Consider the following 19,444-nt stretch of genomic DNA (forward strand, 5'->3'; position numbering starts at 1 on the left):
TCTGCGGCAGTTCGATCCGGAACTCGGAGGTCATCAACCGGTCGACCTCCCGCATCTGACGCGCGGTGAGAGCCGGAACGGCCATGGTTCGCACACCGGTCAGAGGGCCTCTCTCCGCCCTCATCCGGCCGCCCGTGTCGTGGTGATCCTGACCTCCGAGTGCAACGTGCGGTGCACCGGGCACTTCTCGGCGACGGCCATCAGCCGATCGCGCTGCCCGTCGTCGAGATCACCGTCGATGCCGATCACGCGCTGGATGTGGTCCACCTTGCCGACCCGGGTCTCGCAGTCCTCACAGTCCTCGGCGTGGATGCGGGAATGGCGCAGCGTGACGTGGACCTGTTCGAGCGGCCAGCCCTTGCGCTCGGCGTACATGCGCATCGTCATCGAGGTACACGCTCCGAGCCCGGCGAGCAGGAGGTCGTAGGGAGAGGGGCCGGTGTCGTCTCCGGTCGGCCGGGGCTCGTCCGCGGCCAGACGGTGGTTGCCCGCGGTGATCCGCTGCGTGAACCCGCCTTCGCCGGTCTCGGTGACGGTCACCACGCCCTCGGCCCGCCGCTCCGGGCCGGACCCCCTCTCCTGGGGATCGCCGTCGAAGGCGTAGCGACCGGCCCACGCGGTCAGCACGGTGGCGACGTAGGCGGCGTCGCGCCTGTCGGTGAGCAGGTGGTCGGCGCCGTCCAGCGCGACGAACGACTTCGGGTGCCGGGCCGCTTCATAGATCTGACGGGCGTTGTCGATCCCCACGATCTCGTCCACCGGGGAGTGCATGACGAGCAGGCCGGCCCTCAGCGAACGGATCCGTTCCCGTTGGGGTTGCGCCGCGATGTCGTCGAGGAACTCCTTGCGGACACGGAACTCCCTGCCCCCGATCGTCACCCGTGCTTCGCCGGTCTCCTCGATCCGTTGCCGGGACGAGCCGAGCAGCCCGGTGACGTGTGCCGGGTCGGCGGGGGCGCCCAGCGTGGCCACCCCCCCCGCCTCGGGTATCCGGTGCGCCGCCGCCAGCACCGCCGCCCCGCCCAGGGAGTGCCCGATGAGGATGGCGGGTGCTCGGTGGTGCTGGCGCAGGTAGTCGGCCGCGGCGACCAGGTCGTCGGTGTCGGAGGTGAACGTGGTCTGGCTGAACTCGCCCGCTGAGCCGCCGAGTCCGGCGAAGTCGAAGCGCAGCACGGCGACGCCCGACGAGGTGAGTTCCCGTGCGACCCGGGCCGTGGCGATCGTGTCCTTGGAGCAGGTGAAGCAGTGCGCGAACAGCGCCCACGCCCGTGGCGGCCCCTCGGGCAGGTCCAGGCGCGCGGCGAGCGCGTCACCGTGGTGGCCGACGAAGCTGATGGCCTGGCTGGATGCGGTCATGTCAACCCTCCCGTCCCCGGCATCAAACCGACCAGGGCGCTCCTCGTCGCCCGCGGTGTCAGCGGGGTGACACTCTCGCCGTTCCGGCGAACCCTCTTGGGACGGCACTAGCGGTGCTCGGGATTGGCCGAGTCCGGGCGGCAACCGGCGTCCCAGGCCGAGCGGCGGTTGCCGTAGGCGGGGAAGCCGCCCGCACGCCTGAGCAGGGCCGCCATGTGCAGCAGGTTGTAGGTCATGAAGGCGGTGTTGCGGTTGGTGAAGTCGTTCTCCGGGCCGCCGGAGCCGGGGTCGAGGTAGGAGGGGCCGGGACCGGCCTCGCCGATCCACCCGGCGTCGGCCTGCGGCGGGATCGCGTATCCCAGGTGCTGGAGGGAGTAGAGCACGTTCATCGCGCAGTGCTTGATCCCGTCCTCGTTACCGGTGATCAGACATCCGCCGGCGCGCCCGTAGTAGGCGTACTGGCCGACGTCGTTGAGCAGATGCGAGCAGCCGTAGAGACGCTCGATCACCCGCTTCATCACCGAGCTGTTGTCGCCCAGCCAGATGGGCCCGGCGAGCACCAGGATGTCGCTGTCCAGCACCTTCCGGTAGATCCCGGGCCAGGCGTCGGACGCGGCTCCGTGCTCGGTCATGTCCGGCTGCACGCCTGGCGCGATGTCGTGGTCCACCGCCCGGATGACCTCGGTCCGGGCTCCGGCCGAACGCATCAGCTCCACGCTGTGGTCGATCAGGCCCTGGGTGTGGCTCATCTCCGGGGACGGTTTCAGGGTGCAGTTGACGTACAGCGCCGAGATGCCGTCGAAGCGAGGGGGCTCGGCGCCAGTGACCGGCTCAGACATGGGGTGATCGTCGCATCGGCGTTGTCGCGCCCGTGGCAGCGGCGGCTTCGGGAGGTTCCGGAACGGACCCGGGGGAACCGGGGCGACCACCTGCGGGCGCGACCAGCGGCAGCGTCACCCGGGTCAACCGCTGCCACGGCCGGGCGCCCAGCACCCTGGCGGCGGACTCCAGCTCATCGGCGCCGCGGCCCAGGGCGGCCAACGCCAGCAGGGCCAGGAAGGGGGTCTCCTTCCACACGTACTCGGCCATGATGCCGAACCCGAACCCGTCGGCGGTCAGGGCCGGGAAGTCCGACGGCGCGTCGGTGAGCCCCACGGCGTGGGCCAGGCTGGAGAACAGCCCGGCCTCCGAGATCAACAGCTGGACGCACAGCGCGCCCACCAGGTGCGGAACCGCGAGGTTGGCCTGGGCCAGGCGCGCCGCCCACACCCGCCTGGCGCCCATCCGCCGGATCAGGAGGGCCAGCGCCACCCCGAGCACGGCGGACAGCAGCGTGCTGAGCACGCCCACCCGGAGGGTCAGCAGCACCGAGCCGCGGACGGCCTCGGAGTGCGACCCCACCCTCGTCCCGGACCTGCCGGTCCGGACGGCCAGCGCCAAGCTCACCGGCACCGGAGAGTTCCCCAACGAGGGCCGGATCGAGGGCGCCTCGGTCATCGAGACCTTCGACTACGAGGTCTCCGGCGTGGGCACCGCCGCGATCTGCCTGGACCCCGACCCCCCGGTGGACGATCCGCGGGAGGTCGGTCTGCCAGCCGGACCCACGGACTACGTACTCACCCTGCTGGTCGGCCTCCCCCAAGCGGAGCTGAGTCTGTGACCGGTGACCCGGCCCTGCTCCCGGCTGTCTTGTGCCGGTTCCAAGGGAGGATGGCCCAGTGTCCTGCGTCTGAAGTTCGTTGTACGAAATCTGCCGAGGAAGGACAGGATCCCCACCGGCCGTCCTTGTTTGCCCTTGGAGAGACACCACTCATATCCAACGACACTCAGACGCAGGACACCAGATGGTCTTACGAGTTGGTGTGTGATGGCGGGTGAGGCGTGATGGCCCCGTCTGCCGTGCTTTTCACATGTTCGCGGTGCGGTCGGAGACCAGTCCGGCGATGGCCTGATAGGTGGCCGGGAGGTTCTCGCGCCGGTGGATCCAACGCGTCAGTTGCTTCCACCGCCTATGGACGTCAGGCAGAGCGCTCTTGTTCGGCTTACGCAGTGGTGTGATGGCCTGACCTGGGTGATCAGGCGCGGACGAGGACGGTCGGAGGCCGCGATCGCACCACGCAGGGCGAGCAGGTCGGCCTCCGATCCGGAGGAGGTGAGGACGAGCTCGTGCGGGTGGGCGCCGATGAGGTCGGCGATCCGGCCCCTGGCTTGGTTCAGCGCCTCTTGGGGCGCCGAACCGTAGCGGTGGCTGCTGGAGGGGTTGCCGAACTGTTCGCTCAGGTGGGGTGTCATCGCCTCGACCACCCGCGGGTCGACGGGGGTGGTGGCGTTGTGGTCCAGGTAGACCGGGCCTGCTGCCAACCCGGGGTGCGTGGGTAGCTCGCCGTCGCTCACGCGGGCTCTCCCACGTGCACGGGCAGCTCGGCCAGCCGCCACTCCAGCATACCGTCGTGCAGACGGACGGCCCTGCGTCCACGGTCGGTCAGAAACCGTGCGGCCTCGTGGGCGAGTACGCAGTACTCGCCCCGGCAGTACACCACCACCTCGGTGTCCTGGGGCAGTTCCTCGATCCGTTCGGACAGTTCACCGACGGGGATGGACAGGGCGCCGGGGATGTGTCCGGCCCAGTACTCCTCGATCGGTCGGACGTCCAGTACCAGTACGTCCCCGGCCTGTGCACGGGCCAGTAGCTCGTCACGGGGCATCTCGGCGGTGTCGTCGCCACCGAGGTAGGCATCACGGGCGGTGGACACCGTGGCCTGGTGATTTTCGGCGACCTTGCGCAGCAGGGCGAACAGTCGGGCGACGTCGTCACCGGCGAGACGGTAGTGGATGCGCACCCCCTCCCGGCGTGTGGTGACGATCCCGGCACGTTTGAGCGTCTGCAGGTGGGCCGAGGCGGTGGTTAGGTTCAGTCCGGCGGCCTTGGCCAGGGACTCGACGGTGCGCTCTCCCTGGGCTAGCAGGTCGAGCAGCTCCAGTCTCTTTCCGCTGGCCAGCGCCTTGCCGGTCAGGGCGAACGCCTCGTACAGACCCGACTTGGCCTGAGCGTCAACCTCACTCATACAATCCTCCATTGATGACTGGATTATTGTAGGTGATCCAGAGGGTGGCGGCCAGATGGAGGTCGCGTGCTGTCGGATGGCACCCATCGTCGCCTCCTTGACATTCCAAATATCTTTGGAACATTGGATGATGGCCCATCGCGACACGGAGGACCCCACATGACGACCGAACCCACGCTCATCCACGTCATCGACGAGGGACTGGGCAACACCACCTACCTGCTGGAGATCGGCGAGGGAAGGGCGCTGGTGCTCGACCCAGAGCGCGACCTGCGCCGAGTACGAGCCGAAGCACGCAAGCGGAACCTGACCATCACCCACGCGGTGGAGACACACATGCACGCCGACTTCATCTCCGGCGTGCGCGAGCTGGCCGAAGCCGAGGGCGCCACGGTCCTGGCCCCCGAGGTCGGCCCACGCGACTTCGCCGTCACCGGGTTGAACGACGGGGACACCGTCCAGGTGGGAGCCCTCACCCTCCAGGCCCTGGCCACCCCCGGCCACTCACCCGAACACCAGTCCTTCCTGCTCCGGGAGAACGGACGGCTCCTGGGGGTGTTCACCGGAGGATCGCTGATGGTCGGCACCGCCGGGCGCACCGACCTGGTCGGACCTGACCAGACCGTCCCGCTCGCACGCGCCCAGTACCACTCCCTCCAGCGGCTCATGGAACTTCCCGACGACACCCCGGTGTGGCCCACCCACGGGGCCGGTTCGTTCTGCTCTTCGGCCGGAGGCGGGGAGCGCACCACCACCATCGGCAGGGAGCGGGCCACCAACCCCCTGCTACAGGTCGGGAGCGAGGACGCCTTCGTCGAGGCCCTGCTGGCGTCCATGGGAACGTTCCCCGACTACTTCCTACGACTGGCCGAGGTCAACCACCACGGTCCCGCCGTACTGGGAGACACTCCGGCGCTGAAGCCGCTGACCGTGCCCGAGGTCCACGAGCTGCTCGCCGACCACGCCCAGGTGGTGGACGTACGTGCGATCTCCGACTTCGCCGCCGGCCACGTCCCCGGTGCGACGTCGATCCCGCTGCGCGGAGTCTTCGCCACCTGGTTCGGCTGGCTGGTCGACCCCGACCGCCCGGTCGTCATCGTCCGCTCTCCCGACCAGGCCCCCGAGGACATCGCCTGGGAGGCGGCCAAGGTCGGTTTCGACTCCCTGGCCGGAGAGGTGGAAGGAGGCATGGCGCAGTGGGCCCGCCATGACACCACGGCCACGGTCGTGCTGGGCAACGCCGAGGACCTGGTGGGCCAGGGGCAAGCCACCGTGCTCGACATCCGCCAGGACACCGAATTCGACACCGGTCACGTGCCGGGAGCCCTCAACATCGAGCTCGCCGCACTGGAGGAGGCCCTACCGCGGGTGCCCCACGGGCCGCTGGTGGTGATGTGCGGGCACGGCGAGCGGGCGATGGGGGCCGCCAGCATCCTCCTGCGGGCCGGACACACCGACGTCCGCGTCCTGGCCGGAGGACCCGACGAGTGGTCCCAGGCCGCACAGCGCGGACAGGACCGACGATGAGACCCCGCACCACCGGATCGACACCGACCCTGGGCCTGCGCCGCAACGCCGCGCAGTTCACCCTGCTCGTCGCCGTCAACGCCCTGGTCGGCGGCATGGTCGGCCAGCAGCAGACCGTACTGCCGTTGATGGCCGAATCGGAGTTCGGGCTCACCGGCTACACCTACATCTTCACCTACGTGGCCGCCTTCGGGATCACCAAGGCGATCGCCAATTACTTCGCTGGCACCTTCTCGGACCGCTACGGCCGCAAACCGGTGCTCCTGGCGGGTTGGCTGTTCGCCGTGCCTGTGCCTTTGATGCTCATACTCGCCCCCAGCTGGGAGTGGGTGGTGGCGGCCAACGTGCTGCTCGGCGTCAACCAGGGCCTGACCTGGTCCACCACCGTGGTGATGAAGATCGACCTGGCGGGACCCACCCAACGGGGCCTGGCCATGGGCCTGAACGAGGCGGCCGGGTACGGGGCGGTCGCGGTAACCTCGCTCCTGGCCGGATACATAGCCGAACAGTACGGACTGCGCCCGGCCCCGTTCCTGCTCGGTCTGGCCTACACCGCCCTGGCGTTGCTGTTGTCCGGTGCCTTCGTGCGCGAGACCCGCGACCACGCCAGGCTCGAAGCAGAGGGGCACCGGCCTCGAACCGACGGCGCGAACACGCACCTGCACGGCACCCTGACCGATCGACAGATCCTGGCGCAGACCAGCCTGAGGGAACCCGCGCTGTCCTCGGCGAGCCAGGCCGGGCTGGTGAACAACCTCAACTTCGGCCTCTCCTGGGGGCTGTTCCCCCTGCTGTTCGCCACCGCTGACCTCACCGTCGGCCAGATCGGCGTGCTCTTCGCCCTGTACCCGGGCGTCTGGGGAGCGGGACAACTGTTCACCGGCGCCCTGTCCGACCGTTTCGGACGCAAGCACCTCATCACCGCGGGCATGGGAACACAGGCCGTCGCCCTGACGATCATCGCCGCCTCGAACGGGTTCACCGGATGGGCCGCGGGCACCGTGCTGCTCGGGCTCGGTACCGCGATGGTCTACCCCACCCTGCTGGCCGTGATCGGGGACGTCGCCCATCCGGCCTGGCGCGGTCGGGCCGTGGGCGTCTACCGGGTCTGGCGCGATCTGGGCTATGCGGTCGGCGCGATCCTCGGCGGCGTCGTCGCCGACCTGATGGGGCTGCACGCCGCCGTATGGGTTGCCGCGGCGGTCAGCGCCCTGTCGGCCCTGGCCGTTGCGGTACGAATGTATGAGACCCGACCCGGCCCAACCTGATACCTCAGCACAAGTGAGCCAGAGCACGGATCTGATCGAGGTCGCCCCGGCCTTCGGCTGCGGCGCTGATCCTGGTGGTGATCGGCCTGAGTAGTGCACAGGTCCACCTCGCAGCTCACGCACCGCAACGCGTAGATCATCTCATCGGCGAAGCGCCGGACTCCTTGTCTTTTGACCTGGCCGCCGGCTCAGACGGCCAGGTCCAAGACGGTGAAGTCGATCTCGTCCAGGGCGGGGTCGAACGCCTCCGGTTCGACCCCCAGCACGTCGGTGGCGTAGGCACCGAACCGGGAGATGTGGACGCGGATGTAGGGGGACAGGGCGGCGATCTCCTCGGCGGTGACGGTCCACCCCTGCCTGACCAGGTCGCGCACCACCTCGGCGATGTCCAGGGCGTTGTGGAAGATGACCAGGTTGACCAGCAACGTGTTGAGCTTGATGAGCTTCTCCTGCTCGTCGGGGTCGTTGTCGGCCAGCACCCCGTTGTTGCCGAACCGCAGCCACGCCGAGAAGCCGTTGTAGGACTCGGCCTTGTTGGTGGCCGCGGTGATCCGCGCCCGCAACTGGGGGGTCGTTCAAAAAGCGCAGCAGCGCCACAGTGCGCACCGACCGGCCGACCTCGCGGAACACCTTGTAGATGCGGTTCTTGCGCGAGTTGGAGCGCAGACGGCGCATCAGCGTGGCCGAGGACAGCCGCCCCTGGCTGATGGAGATGGCGACCTGCATCAGGTCGCGCCAGTGCCGCTCGATCAGCTTCCAGTCGATGACGTTGCGGCCCCGCTCCCCGTACAGCTCGTCGGTGCTGGGGTAGAGCATCTTGTCCGAGGCTCGGAAGAAGGTGAGGTCGGCGAAGTTGCGGATCCGGGGCATCAGGTCGAACCCGAACAGGGTGGCCAGGGTGAACACCGGCGCCGACTGGCCTTCAGGGGGTATCGAACGCCGCGCATGGTAGCGCTGACGCTTCAGAGCTCGCCTGGCACTTCGCCGAATCGCAACCAGTAGCAAGCGCAGACCTCTACGCCTTGGTAAGAGCGTGGCCGTTGACCAGCCCATTGTCGTTTTCCGGCGTACTTGGTTCACTCCCCAAGTCAGGTCGTGAACAGCGGCGAACGGAGTTGAATCAACCACGCCACCCAGCGCGGCATCTCTCCTCGGGAGCCCGCCGGGAAGTCACCATGCCGCGACGCCGTCGGGCGTTTCGTGCGGAGCGCCCGACGGCACCTGAGAGGCCACGCTCCAGCTCGCGATCTGGAGCAAATCTGGAGCGATGGAACCGCTCCAGGCCCTCTCAACCCACGTCAGACCACGCGAGAATCCCGAGGTTCAGCGCTCTGAACTGCGCATACGCGATTGACGTGCTGGTCGACGGAGACCCTCAGTAGGCCTGAGGAAGACCGGATTATTAAGATGCATCGGTATACGGTGCCCGACGAGGCTGGCCAACTCCTGTAAGACCAGGTCAAAAGAGCACTACACAGCTTGGGGAGTCGCTTCATTTCCAGGATCTCGGCTTGGATCTGGAGCACATCTGGAGCGGATCCCGGGGTCCCCCGAAGGAACCGGAATGAGTAAGCAGACCGAAGCGGGTACGGGGCTCTCACCCGAGGTGATGGGCAACGAGAAGTGGCACGACACCACTCACGCGGTTTCGTCCCGGGCTCCCGCGACGGTGAGTTCGACATCCCCGAGGAGTACCTCACCGAGGGGGAACGGCGGATCCAGAACCGCGAGGTCGACATTGAGGTGGTGTGGGTTCCCTCCCCGCTGAATACCCCGGAGGCGATGGCCGCGTACCACCGCCGCGAAGCGGCGTCGCAGGACGGCTGAGTTGCTGATGGGTGGCCCGCTTTCTCGGCGGGGCACCCACTCGTGCTACCGGCAGTGGGTCAGTCGGCGTACCGCGTGGTCGTAGACCCCCGAGACCGTCTCGACCGCGTGCCCGTTCTGCTAGGTCATGCTCGGCGACGCGATCAACGAGAAGAAGTCGCAGGGCGAGGCCGAGGAGTCGCTGGAGGGGGTGGGGCCAGGCCCGCTTCCCGGCCCGACGCGGGCACGTTCCTGCTCCAGGTGTTCACCGCCCGGCTGGCCTCGGCGGGCATCCCGGTCCTGGTGCTCCGGGGTTTCGTCAGCTAGTCCCATCCGGACCTTGTACGAGCCCTGGGTCAACTGACAGGCGGTCGGCCTGGTTAACGCGCTTGATGCGGAAGGCGTCCAAGATTGCGTCGGCGATCAGCGCAGGCATCTCACCGTCCGGGCGGCGCACCCCGAGTTGCGCCTCGATCTCATCCGCGATCACATCGGCGAGTTCACGGGCGACTGCACGCTTGTCCATCGCACCGTCTTCCTCTGTGCCGGGTGGATGGGGAGCCTGAAAGGGGCCGGGGTCGATGGCGGCGTAAGCGCGGTTCATTACGGTTTGGTAGTCGTCAGTGCCGAGCCCTGGGATGAGCGGCGCGAGCGCCTGCTGTACGTCGGACAGCACCTTCTGCTCGACGGGTCTCTCCGATTCGATCGAGGTCAGGTCGTGCGCGAACTCTGCAAAGGCGATCAGTTCGTGTAGAACCGCCGCCTCGGCCTGCGACATGCCCAGGGTCACGGACCCATCAGGGGCGTCGGTTGCACGCATCGCATCGCTCCTACATCCGCAGGTCGGTGTGTTCCGTCCTGTCCATCATCGAGCGATTCTCTCAGAGGCTACCGACGAGCCGTCTCCCTGTCTCGCGTGCAGGTAGGAGCAACAGGTCACGGCCATCGGTTGCGGCCGGTGAGAGGTAGGAGGGACTACCGCCAAAACCCGTAGCAATCCTCGGCCCCGTACCAGCCGTCACTGCGGTCGACCATTTCACCGCTGAGGCCGGCCGGGCCGTCATCGCGGAGAACTGCGCGGCCTACGTCGCCGAATACGGTGAGCCCGCGTAGTCACTCGTCGTCGGGCTGACAGAGAACCCGATGGGTCGGCGCCATCAGAACGGCCAGTGACGTTAGCGGGCTGTCCCGGCGCGGCTTACCGCCACTGGCCGTTCGGTTGCTGTTCAAGCCCCGAGACCGTCAGCATCTCCATCCCGGACCCCGACGACGTCGCTATCACATGGGGTCAGCCGACAGCGGGTGAGGACCGCGACACCGCCGAGTTCGTCGTCCGGCCCTGTCTCAGACCTCGTGTCAGGTACGGATGGGCACTGGTCACACGAACGACACCGACCACGCCAGTCAGCGCGGCACCTCTCCTCGGGACCCCGCCGGGAAGTCACCATGCCGACGCCGTCGGGCGCTCCACACAGAACGCCCGACGGCACCTGAGAGGCCACGCTCCAGGTCGCGATCTGGAGCGAATCTGGAGCGATGGAACCGCTCCAGGCCCTCTCAACCCACGTCAGACCACGCGAGAATCCCGAGGTTCATCGCTCTGATCTGCGCATACGCGATTGACGTGCTGTTCGGAGGAGACCCCCAGTAGGCCTGAGGAAGACCGGGTTTTTAGGATTGGCGTCATGACGGATGGCGAAGGTGTGCTGCGTTGGGGCGTCATCGGCACGGGTGGGATCGCCCACTCCTTCCTGGAGGCGATGCAGGAGACGCCCACGGGGCGGGTGACGGCGGTGGGGTCGCGTTCGGCCGGGCGGGCCCGGGAGTTCGCCGACGCGTGGGGAATCCCGGTGAGCCACGGCGGTTACGCGGAGCTGGCCCGCGATGAGGGCGTGGACGCGGTGTACGTGGCCACCCCGCATCCGGGGCACCACCCGCACACGCTGACGTGTCTGGACGCGGGCAAGCACGTGCTCGTGGAGAAGCCGATGGCGATGAACGCCCTGCAGGTGGCGGAGATGGTGGCGGGGGGCCGTGGCGGTGGCCCGTTCCCGGGACCGTTTCCTCATGGAGGCGATGTGGACCCGCTACCTTCCCGCCTATCGGCTGGCCCGTGACCTGGTGGCCGACGGGATGATCGGCCGGTTGTGCTCGCTGTCGGCGGAGTTCGGGATCAGTGTGCCCTTCGACCCCGACCACCGGCTGTTCAACACCGAGCTCGGCGGCGGAGCCCTGCTCGACCTGGGCGTGTACCCGCTGGCGCTGGCCACCGACTTCCTGGGGGAACTGACGGTGGTGGGGGCGACCCGCCAGTTGTCCCCCGACCGGATGGTGGACACCCACACCACCGTCCTGGCCCGTGGTGAGGGCGGGGTTTCGGCCACGCTGAGCTGCGCGTCGCGTTCGACGATGCCGGGCCGCGCGGTGCTGGTGGGCACCGAGGGGTGGTTGGAGCTGGACCGAACGTGGGCGCCGACCGAGGTGGCGGTGCACCGTGACGGCCGTGAACCGGAGGTGTTCCACCGCCCCTACCGCGGCAACGGTTATGTGCACGAGGTCGAAGAGGTCGCGCGGCGCGTGGCCGAGGGGCGGACCCAGAGCCCGGACATGCCGTGGTCGGAGAGTCTGCGGTTGGCGCGGTTGATGGATCTGGTCCGTGACGTCGGCGGGTTCGTCGACGAGGGCGCTGAGGCGGTCGCGGGCTGATCGGTTCTCGGCGGCGGCGCGGACCCCGCCCTCTCAGGTCCGGGGGGTCGACAGCAGACCGGAGGCGCCCGCGCCCGTGGGCGTCGCGGTCCTGACGTCCTCGGTGTGGTCGGGGGCGGGACGGGTGCCGTTCGCGGTGCGGTGGCGCAGGCGTGCCCGGAGGCGTCGGGCGGCGGCCACGCGGGCGAGCGCGTGGACGTTGGTGCGTGCCACGACCAGGACGGCGTCCTTGGGGCCGACGGTGTCGTCGAAGTAGTCGTCGATGCCGGTGTCCCCGCTGCGCGGTCGGATTCCGTAGATGTCTCCGTCGAACATGCGGTAGGCGTCGCGGACGACCAGGGTGTCGGGGTGCAGGCGCGGGCCGTCGCCCAGCCATTCGGCGGCCTCTCCCGCCAGGCGGCGGATCAGACTGGGCAGGGCGCGGTGCCGGTCGGGGAAGACGCGGCGGGTGCCCAGGCCCCTGCGCCACCCCGCGTAGACGGCCGGGTGGCGGGTGCGCAGGACCACATAGGTGTTGGACAGGGGGTGGGCGAGGACCTCCCGGGTGAGGAAGTGGGTCATCAGCGCCGTGGACAGGCCGAAGCGGCGGTGGGCGGGGACCACGCCGGCGGCGTCCAGGTAGAGGGAACGCCGGGAGGCCAGGCGGAGGCGGTGGTAGCCGCCCCATCCGACGGGGGTGTCGTCCGGGCCGAGGATGAGGGCCAGGGTGGTGATCCGGTCGAAGAAGCCGGACTGGACGCGGGTGTGCCAGTAGCCGGAGTGGTCGGCTCCGAAGGCGCGTTCGGCCAGGTCGCGCAGGGTGATGTGGAGGCGGTCGCGGCTGCGGGCGGAGAGGGCGCGGGGGTGGTCCCAGCGGGCGACGCGGTAGCCGGGGGCCAGGTCGTGGAGGGTCGGCGGGCAGTTGAGGTGCCGCAGTTCGGGGCACCTGGGTCGGGTGGGCACGCACACCCCTACTTTCATTACTCTACGAAGGCAAGTAACTCCTTAGCGTAGTTCTTTGGTGGGGGTGCGTGGGCTACTTCCCGAAGTCGGTGTCGGACGCGGCCCTCGGGGGCGCCGTATCGGGGGTCAGAACCCGGTGGAGGCGCGGTGGAGGCGGGCCGCCAGGAGTGCCATCTGCTCACGGAGCTCGTCAGGTTCCTCCACCTCCATGTCCATGTCGAGCATGCCCAGGTAGCAGGCCATGTGGAGCATGGAGTTCCCGGCGCACACCAGGACACAGGCGTTCTCGTCGACCGGTTCGATGTGGCCGAACCACTCGCCGACGCGGCGGTGGGCCTCCTCCGCGGACACGAACAGGCGGATCCGCGCCCTGTTCGGCCACATGTGCACGTCCATGCGCTCGGCCAGGTAGGCGGCCACGCCCTGTTCCGGAGGGTCGCGGGGCGGAACGCGTGGACCCGTGGGCGTCAGGGGCCGCATCCGGTCCACGCGGAAGGCACGCCAGTCGTCACGGTCGTTGTCCCAGGCCACCAGGTACCAGCGCCGTCCTCGGGCGACCAGGCGCAGGGGTTCGACGGTGCGGCGGGTGGGGCTTCCGTCGTGGCGCTGGTAGTCGAACCTGAGCCGTTCGCTGTCGCGGCAGGCGGCGGCCACCAGCGCCAGGGTGTCGGCGTCGACGACCGGTCCCGCGGCGGGCATGGGGACGGTGAAGGCACCCAGGGCGTCGACCCGGCGGCGCAGGCGCGAGGGCAGGACCTGGAGGAGTTTGGCCAGGGCGCGCACCGAGGTCTCCTCGATCCCCGTGACCCCGCCCTGAGCGGCGGTGCGCAGCCCCACGGCGACGGCGACGGCCTCGTCGTCGTCCAGGAGCAGGGGCGGCAGGGCGGCTCCGGCACCCAGTTGGTAGCCGCCGCCGGTGCCCATGGCGGCCTCGATGGGGTAACCGAGTTCACGCAGGCGGTCGATGTCGCGGCGCACGGTGCGCGGGCTGACCTCCAGGCGGTCGGCGAGGTCGGCGCCCGGCCACTCCCGGCGTGTCTGGAGCAGGGACAGCAGACGCAGCAGGCGGGCCGAGGTCGCTTTCATCGGGCTCCTCCGGGGCGGACGGCGGAGAGGTCGCGCGTGCGACCCGCGGGCCCCGCCGTGAAATGGTGTGTGCCCGCAGTCTGCCAGGGGTGGAGGACAGCAACTGTCCTCCACCCGTTGGGGTCGTGGGAACCACCCGGCTCCCGGACGCGCCGGTTCAGACGACGGCGACCGCCTCGACCTCGACCAGCTGGTCGTCGTAGCCGAGGACGGCCACGCCGAGCAGTGTGCTGGGGGCGTCGTGGTCGCCCATGTGGGCGCGGACGACGTCCCATGCCGCCACGAGGTCCTCCTGGCGGTTGGAGGCCACGTACACCGTCGTCTTGACGATGTCGGTCAGGTCCGCGTCGGCGCCTCGGAGCGCCGTGCGCAGGTTGCGCATCACCTGCTCGGCCTGGCCCGCGTAGTCGCCCACGGCGACGGTGGCGCCGTCCTCGTCCAGGGGGCAGGCCCCGGCGGTCCACACCACGGTCCCGGCCTCGGGCGCCGTGGCCGCGTAGGCGTAGTCCACGTGCTGGGTCAGGTTCTCGTTGCGGATCAGGGTGACCGCGCTCAAACTCCACCTCCGTGTCGTCGTTGACTGCACTGGCAACGGGCCCGGTGGCGGCCCGGTTCCCGGTGGAGCGGAGCGTGGCGGCGGTGTCGTGGTGATCACATGTCGGGGGCGTGGGGGATGTCGCCCCACCAGTCGCGCGGTCCACCCCGGGCCAGCCTGCGCAGGAAGGCCAGGACACCCGCGACGCCGCTGGCCCAGCCGCCACCCGGTTCGCGGGTGTGGTCGAGGAAGACCGGGGCGTCGGGGGTGCCGTCCGAGCGCACCAGGATCAGCCCCGCCACGCCCAGGGCGGCGTCGCGGTGGGCGGTGTCCCCGGTGTGTGTCGCGGTGTCCAGGAGGAACTCGCCGACACCTGCCAGGCCGCAGCACTGACCGGTGACGGCGACCCGGGGCGCGTGCGCGCGGCAGCGGCGCGCGGCGCTCACCGCGAGTTCGGTGAGATGGGGCTGGCCGGTGTGGGAGCCGCCGTGGAGCAGGACTGTGCCGATGCCGGCCAGGCCCTGGCACGACGCCAGGGTCATGGGGCGGGCCGTGGCGTGGTCGGCCTGTTCCAGCAGCGGCGGCAGGAGGTGGGCGAGGACCTCCAGGCCGGCGGTGGCCTCGGCCCGGGCGGCGGGGTCGCCGACGGCCGCGTCCAGGCACAGCAGGGCGTGGGTCACGCCCGCCAGGCCGTGGGCCAGGCCCAGGTGCGAGGTGGTGGCGTCGTGGTCGCCCGGGTCGGGCGGGCAGGCGCGGACGGTGGCGGCGGATCCGATGTCGACCAGGAGCCGCGCGCCGCGCCGGGCCAGGTCGAGGCGGGTCTGGTCTCCGGTCAGGCGCCAGAGGTGGAGCTGGGCCAGGGTGATCCCCGCGAGGCCGGAGGTGTGGTCGGTGGAGGAGACGGTCTCGGGGACGGTTCGGGCCAGGGGGCGGACCGCGTCGGTGAGGGTGGGGTCGTCGAGTTCGCGGGCGGCCATGGCCAGGAACACGGCCGTGCCGCAGGAGCCGAGTTGCAGCCCGGGTGGTGCGGGGCGCAGGGCCAGGAAGCCCGAGGTCCAGTGAGCGAGGGCGTGGGCCAGGGAGCGTGAGCGGGGGTCGTGGTGGCGTAGGAGTTCCATGCCGATCCCGGCCGCCCCCTGGTACTGGTTGGTGGGGCTTGGTGCGCCCGCGGGGGAGCGGTCGCGGCCGGTGAGCAGGGCGCGGGCGGCCTCGTGGGTCTGGTCCAGTGCCGTGGTGACGAGCGCGTCCACTCCGGCGGGTGTGACGGTGTAGCGGGGGTCGGCGTTCGGAGGTTGGGGGGCGTGACCCGAGCGGAGCAGCTCCATGGCGTGGACGCGCCGTGCGGGGTCGGGTGACATCAGGTCGGGGATCACTCCGGCCACGGCGGGGGTTCGGTCGCCCAGGGCGGCGAGGATGGTGCGGGCCCGGCCGTCGTCGGGTACGGCCCGGGTCGCGCGGGAGGGCGGGTCGACGCCGGTGACGGCGTAGAGCAGGGTGGCGCCCAGGGAGTAGAGGTCGTCCTCGAGCCGGGCGGGTGCGCCGTGTTCCTGTTCCGGAGGCGAGTAGCCGGGGGTCCAGCCGCGGGGCGGGTGGGGGTCGGGGGCGTCGAGGGTGTGGCTGATCTCGAAGTCGACCAGGCAGGGGTGGCCCTGGTCGGTGATGACGACGTTCTTGGGGGCCAGGTCGCGGATGAGGACGCCGCGGGCGTGCACGGCGTCGACCAGGCGGGTGAGGCGGGCGGCGAGGCGGCCCGGGTCCCGGTCGGTGGTGGTGTGGGTGCCGTGGGTGGCCACGTCGGTGCGCAGGTCCCGGGGGCCGAGGTCGGTGGTGGCGAGGAACTCGTCGGCGCCGTGGCGGAAGTGGTCCACGACGCTGGGGATGCCGTCGATGCCCTCCAGGCGGCGCAGGACGGCGGCTTCGGCGCGGAGTCGGTGGCGGGCGTCGCGGGTTCCTGTGGGGTCCTCGTCGGTGTGGGCGCGGCGTTCCTTGACCACGACCGCCTGCCCGGTGGTGGTGTCGGTGGCGCGGTAGACGCCGCCCGCGGCGGTGTGGGCGATGGCGCCGGGGACCAGGAAGCGGCCGCCGAGCAGGACGGGGGAGGGCGCCGCCGTCTCGGGGGCGGGCAGGCGTCCGGTGAAGGGGTCGGGGATCCAGGTCGGCGCGTGGTAACGGCCGTCGGCTCCGCCGGGCCGTGCGCGCCCCTGGTCGTCGTGGACGACCAGGTGGAGATCGCCGTTGTCGTCGGTGGCGTGGGTGGCCTCGAAGGGGGCGTAGCGGTAGTAGACGGGCGCGTCGGGGCGGATCCTGCGGTCGCTGTGGACGCGTGGTCCCTCCAGGCCGGCGAGTTCGGCGGCCAGTTTCTCGGCAAGGTCGGTGAAGTGTTCGCGTGGGGGGTAGACGGTGACGGCCTTGCCCACGGCGCCGGGGCGGGAGCGGTGGGAGTTGAGTTCGCGCAGGATTTCGGTGGTGCGGGCGAACTTGAACCGGCATGGGGTCCGCAGCAGGAGGGGTAGAGCGCGGCCGAGGGTTTCGACCAGGGTCGTGGGTCGGGCGGAGATGTGGATCTTCCAGCCCTGGGGCGGCAGTTCGAGGTTGGGGAGGGTGACGTCGGTCCAGGTCGTGTGGTCGGTGATGACGCGTCCAGCCCGGCGCAGGCGTTCCTCCAGCGCTGGTGTGCGGGTGCGGGTGCTGTCGTGCTCGCGCACCGTTGGTCTCCCTCGTCGGTGGTGTCGGGGGGTGGGGTGGCCGTCGTGTTCGGGGCGGCCACCCCGTGTGGGGCCGCCCCGGCGGGGGCCGGGGCGGCGTGGTCGTGGCCGGGTGCGGGGTCGGCTCACGTCCGTGCTGTCGAGACGCATGCGTGCGTCAGAAGGTGGCTCCGTCGCAGCGGATGGTCCAGCCGCTGATGCAGGGGCGGATGCAGTCGAGGTTGAGCTGGTCGGACAGGAGTTCGGTTTCGGCTCCGAGGGAGACGAGCGGGGTGGTGTCGAGCGTTCCGGCGTCGCGGGGCAGGTCCTGCATGGCCATGGGTTCCTCCCGTTCGGCTACTGATTGTGAGAGGCGAGCTACCTCGTGTAGCTTTGCCGAAGACTTCAATCCCCCCTGTGATGCGTGGAAAACGGTTCGGTCACCGGATCAACCCACCTGGCCACCAGGTCGCGTCCGGTTTGGCCCCATGAGGAGTGAATTGAAACCCGAAACTCCCCCCATGCCCTCAATGGGAGTGACGGCCGCAATGCGTCAGGCCGCCACGCCCGAATCCCCACCGCGGGTGCCCGCCATCCGGGCCGAGGGACTCGTCAAGACCTTCCCTGGTGTGGAGGCCGTGTGCGGACTCGACCTCCTCGTGCACCCAGGGGAGATCTTCGGTCTCCTGGGCCCCAACGGCGCCGGGAAGTCGACCACGATCGCGATGCTGTGCGCGCTGACACGGCCCACCGCCGGTGGACTGTGGGTGGCCGGGCACGACGTGCGCACCCGGCCGGCCGCCGTCCGCCGCTCCATCGGGGTGGTCTTCCAGAAGACCACCCTGGACGACAAGCTCACCGTTGAGGAGAACCTGCGGATCCACGCCGTCCTGTACGGGGTGCCGCGACGCCGCGCGCGGGAGCGGGTCACCGCCATGCTCGCGCTCACCGACCTGGCCGACCGGCGCCGCAGCCTGGTGGGCACCCTCTCGGGCGGGATGAAGCGCCGTCTGGAGATCGCGCGCGGGTTGCTGCACGAGCCCCGGGTGCTGTTCCTGGACGAGCCGACCGTGGGCCTGGATCCGCACAGCCGCGCGGAGGTGTGGCACCACGTGCACCGCATGCGCCGCGAGTCGGACGCCACGGTGCTGCTGACCACCCACCACCTGGCCGAGGCCGACCACTGCGACCGGCTGGCCATCCTCGACCACGGCCGCGTCGTGGCCTTGGGCTCCCCCGAGGAGCTGCGGGCCAGGATCGGCCGCGACAGCGTGCGGGTGCGCACCGAGGCCCCCGAACGCGACGCCCTCACCCTGGCCGACGGTCTCGGTGTGCGCCCGACGGTGGTCGACGGGCAGGTCGTGGTGCAGGCCGAGGACGGGGCGGCCATGCTGCCCAGGATCGTGACCGCCCTGGAGGGGGCGGTCACCTCCGTGACGGTGTCCCGGCCAAGCCTGGACGACGTGTTCCTCCACTACACGGGGCGCAGCGTCGCCGACCAGGGCACCGCTGCCACGGAGCCGCTCGTCACCGGGGATGACTCATGAAATCGATGACCGTGACCGAACCGCCAGCCGGTGCGGCGACGGCTGGGGGGAGGACGCGATGATCAACGCGTCGCCGCGGGAGGTCGGCACACGTCTGGCCGGGGAGGCGCGCGCCGTGGGCGCGGTGTGGCAGCGGGAGATGATCACTTTCGGCCGTGAGCGCCTGCGGTTGGTGATCAGTCTGCTCCAGCCGCTGTTGATCCTGGTCTCGCTCGGCATCGGCCTGGGAGCGGTGGTCCCGGACGGGGAGACGGGAATCGGGTATGTCACCTTCCTCTTCCCGGGGGTGCTGGTGATGGCGATCCAGGCCCCCGCGTTCGCGGCGGGCGCCTCGATCCTGTGGGACCGCGAGTTCGGGTTCTTGCGGGAGATGCTGGTGGCCCCGGTGCGCCGCGAGTCGCTGCTGCTGGGCAAGGTGCTGGCGGGCACGGCCACCGCGACGTGCCACGGGGCGGTGCTGCTGGTGTTCGCGGGCGCCGCCGAGGTGCCCTACGATCCCGTCTTGTTGGCGTCCTTCGTGGCCGTGCTGGCGCTGGCCGCGTTCGCGATGACGTCGCTCGGGGCCCTGCTCGCGGTGTCCCTTCCCAACCCGCAGACCTTCCAGGCGGTCACCGGGTTGCTGTTGGGGCCGCTGGTGTTCCTGTCGGGCGCGTTCTTCCCGCTCAGTGGTCTGCCGTCGTGGCTGGACGCGCTCACGGCGCTGAACCCGCTGACCTACGCGGTGGACGCGGCGCGTCACGTCCTGGCCGCGCGTCTGCTCGGTGAGGCTCCGGCGGGGCTGTTCGAGGGGTTGGAGGTATGGGGGTCGCGGGTGCCGGTTTCGGTGGAGCTGGCGGTCCTGACGGGTTTCGCGGTGCTGTGCCTGGTCGTGGCGGCGCGCCGGTTCTCGCGGCCAGATCAGTGAGGTCCGCTTCGGCCCCCG

19 protein-coding genes and 2 pseudogenes are annotated in these 19,444 nt (G+C 70.3%); 8 read left to right on the forward strand and 13 right to left on the reverse strand.

Annotated elements, in window-relative coordinates; all coding sequences use genetic code 11:
• Positions 1 to 120: 120 nt before the first annotated feature.
• From D471_RS0104435 to D471_RS32990, 3 genes are all read right to left on the reverse strand, one after another.
• Positions 121 to 1,356 (reverse strand): bifunctional alpha/beta hydrolase/OsmC family protein, encoded by a 1,236-nt coding sequence (locus tag D471_RS0104435; protein ID WP_017597513.1) that lies wholly within the window; start codon positions 1,354 to 1,356, stop codon positions 121 to 123.
• A gap of 107 nt (positions 1,357 to 1,463) precedes the next feature.
• The gene (locus D471_RS0104440; protein WP_017597514.1) at positions 1,464 to 2,195 is read right to left on the reverse strand and encodes a flavodoxin family protein; all 732 of its coding nucleotides are present in this window, start codon (positions 2,193 to 2,195) and stop codon (positions 1,464 to 1,466) included.
• Positions 2,188 to 2,700, reverse strand: a complete 513-nt coding sequence (locus D471_RS32990; protein WP_017597515.1) for an ABC transporter permease subunit — start codon at positions 2,698 to 2,700, stop codon at positions 2,188 to 2,190. The genes D471_RS0104440 and D471_RS32990 overlap by 8 nt, the downstream gene beginning before the upstream one ends.
• Here D471_RS32990 and D471_RS40020 point away from each other — a divergent pair.
• Entirely contained in the window at positions 2,690 to 3,016 is a 327-nt protein-coding gene (locus tag D471_RS40020; protein WP_017597516.1) for a hypothetical protein, read from the forward strand. The two genes, D471_RS32990 and D471_RS40020, sit on opposite strands and share 11 nt — an antisense overlap.
• 332 nt (positions 3,017 to 3,348) lie before the next feature.
• On the opposite strand, the gene D471_RS0104455 is transcribed toward D471_RS40020, so the two are convergent.
• Together D471_RS0104455 and D471_RS0104460 are read right to left on the reverse strand one after the other, a co-directional pair.
• The gene (locus D471_RS0104455; RefSeq protein WP_017597517.1) at positions 3,349 to 3,750 is read right to left on the reverse strand and encodes an aminotransferase class V-fold PLP-dependent enzyme; all 402 of its coding nucleotides are present in this window, start codon (positions 3,748 to 3,750) and stop codon (positions 3,349 to 3,351) included.
• Positions 3,747 to 4,421 carry an ArsR/SmtB family transcription factor gene (locus tag D471_RS0104460; protein WP_017597518.1) on the reverse strand — a complete coding sequence of 225 codons (675 nt, stop codon included), beginning with the start codon at positions 4,419 to 4,421 and terminating at the stop codon, positions 3,747 to 3,749. Before D471_RS0104460 ends, D471_RS0104455 begins: the two co-directional genes overlap by 4 nt.
• Before the next feature lie 159 nt (positions 4,422 to 4,580).
• Here D471_RS0104460 and D471_RS0104465 point away from each other — a divergent pair, with 159 nt between their 5' ends.
• Together D471_RS0104465 and D471_RS0104470 are read left to right on the forward strand one after the other, a co-directional pair.
• The gene (locus tag D471_RS0104465) at positions 4,581 to 5,948 is read left to right on the forward strand and encodes an MBL fold metallo-hydrolase (protein ID WP_017597519.1); all 1,368 of its coding nucleotides are present in this window, start codon (positions 4,581 to 4,583) and stop codon (positions 5,946 to 5,948) included.
• Positions 5,945 to 7,216: an MFS transporter gene (locus D471_RS0104470; protein WP_017597520.1), complete on the forward strand. Its 1,272-nt coding sequence runs from the start codon at positions 5,945 to 5,947 to the stop codon at positions 7,214 to 7,216. The genes D471_RS0104465 and D471_RS0104470 overlap by 4 nt, the downstream gene beginning before the upstream one ends.
• Positions 7,217 to 7,404: 188 nt before the next feature.
• Here the strand turns inward: D471_RS0104470 and D471_RS42605 are convergent.
• Positions 7,405 to 8,140: pseudogene (locus D471_RS42605) on the reverse strand (Tn3 family transposase); the annotation flags it as partial.
• Positions 8,141 to 8,780: 640 nt separating this feature from the next.
• Between D471_RS42605 and D471_RS32995 the strand changes: the two are divergent.
• A pseudogene (locus tag D471_RS32995) lies at positions 8,781 to 9,043 on the forward strand (hypothetical protein).
• A 120-nt stretch (positions 9,044 to 9,163) separates the two neighbouring features.
• Here the strand turns inward: D471_RS32995 and D471_RS39315 are convergent.
• Together D471_RS39315 and D471_RS0104490 are read right to left on the reverse strand one after the other, a co-directional pair.
• Entirely contained in the window at positions 9,164 to 9,355 is a 192-nt protein-coding gene (locus D471_RS39315; RefSeq protein ID WP_152486222.1) for a hypothetical protein, read from the reverse strand.
• On the reverse strand, positions 9,342 to 9,842 hold the full coding sequence (locus D471_RS0104490) for a hypothetical protein (protein WP_017597524.1): 501 nt from the start codon (positions 9,840 to 9,842) through the stop codon (positions 9,342 to 9,344). The genes D471_RS39315 and D471_RS0104490 overlap by 14 nt, the downstream gene beginning before the upstream one ends.
• 865 nt (positions 9,843 to 10,707) lie before the next feature.
• Here D471_RS0104490 and D471_RS41590 point away from each other — a divergent pair.
• Both D471_RS41590 and D471_RS41595 read left to right on the forward strand, forming a co-directional pair.
• Positions 10,708 to 11,139 (forward strand): Gfo/Idh/MocA family protein, encoded by a 432-nt coding sequence (locus D471_RS41590; RefSeq protein ID WP_241479567.1) that lies wholly within the window; start codon positions 10,708 to 10,710, stop codon positions 11,137 to 11,139.
• The gene (locus D471_RS41595; RefSeq protein WP_241479568.1) at positions 11,090 to 11,728 is read left to right on the forward strand and encodes a Gfo/Idh/MocA family protein; all 639 of its coding nucleotides are present in this window, start codon (positions 11,090 to 11,092) and stop codon (positions 11,726 to 11,728) included. The genes D471_RS41590 and D471_RS41595 overlap by 50 nt, the downstream gene beginning before the upstream one ends.
• 33 nt (positions 11,729 to 11,761) lie before the next feature.
• Here the strand turns inward: D471_RS41595 and D471_RS0104500 are convergent, their stop codons facing one another.
• The 5 genes from D471_RS0104500 to D471_RS40025 all read right to left on the reverse strand — a co-directional run bounded on the left by D471_RS0104500 (position 11,762) and on the right by D471_RS40025 (position 17,315).
• On the reverse strand, positions 11,762 to 12,688 hold the full coding sequence (locus tag D471_RS0104500) for a GNAT family N-acetyltransferase (protein ID WP_394296844.1): 927 nt from the start codon (positions 12,686 to 12,688) through the stop codon (positions 11,762 to 11,764).
• Between the two features lie 108 nt (positions 12,689 to 12,796).
• Complete coding sequence (locus tag D471_RS0104505) at positions 12,797 to 13,756, reverse strand: helix-turn-helix transcriptional regulator (RefSeq protein ID WP_017597527.1); 960 nt, start codon at positions 13,754 to 13,756, stop codon at positions 12,797 to 12,799.
• A 157-nt stretch (positions 13,757 to 13,913) separates the two neighbouring features.
• Complete coding sequence (locus D471_RS0104510) at positions 13,914 to 14,312, reverse strand: RidA family protein (protein ID WP_017597528.1); 399 nt, start codon at positions 14,310 to 14,312, stop codon at positions 13,914 to 13,916.
• Positions 14,313 to 14,407: 95 nt separating this feature from the next.
• Complete coding sequence (gene lanL, locus D471_RS33005) at positions 14,408 to 16,996, reverse strand: class IV lanthionine synthetase LanL (RefSeq protein ID WP_017597529.1); 2,589 nt, start codon at positions 16,994 to 16,996, stop codon at positions 14,408 to 14,410.
• A gap of 157 nt (positions 16,997 to 17,153) precedes the next feature.
• On the reverse strand, positions 17,154 to 17,315 hold the full coding sequence (locus D471_RS40025; RefSeq protein WP_017597530.1) for a hypothetical protein: 162 nt from the start codon (positions 17,313 to 17,315) through the stop codon (positions 17,154 to 17,156).
• A 244-nt stretch (positions 17,316 to 17,559) separates the two neighbouring features.
• Between D471_RS40025 and D471_RS0104525 the strand changes: the two genes are divergently transcribed.
• Complete coding sequence (locus D471_RS0104525; protein WP_017597531.1) at positions 17,560 to 18,522, forward strand: daunorubicin resistance protein DrrA family ABC transporter ATP-binding protein; 963 nt, start codon at positions 17,560 to 17,562, stop codon at positions 18,520 to 18,522.
• A gap of 58 nt (positions 18,523 to 18,580) precedes the next feature.
• On the forward strand, positions 18,581 to 19,426 hold the full coding sequence (locus tag D471_RS0104530; RefSeq protein ID WP_017597532.1) for an ABC transporter permease: 846 nt from the start codon (positions 18,581 to 18,583) through the stop codon (positions 19,424 to 19,426).
• Positions 19,427 to 19,444 lie beyond the last annotated feature (18 nt).

It is taken from the genome of Nocardiopsis lucentensis DSM 44048 (genome assembly GCF_000341125.1).
Classification (GTDB): Bacteria; Actinomycetota; Actinomycetes; order Streptosporangiales; family Streptosporangiaceae; genus Nocardiopsis; species Nocardiopsis lucentensis.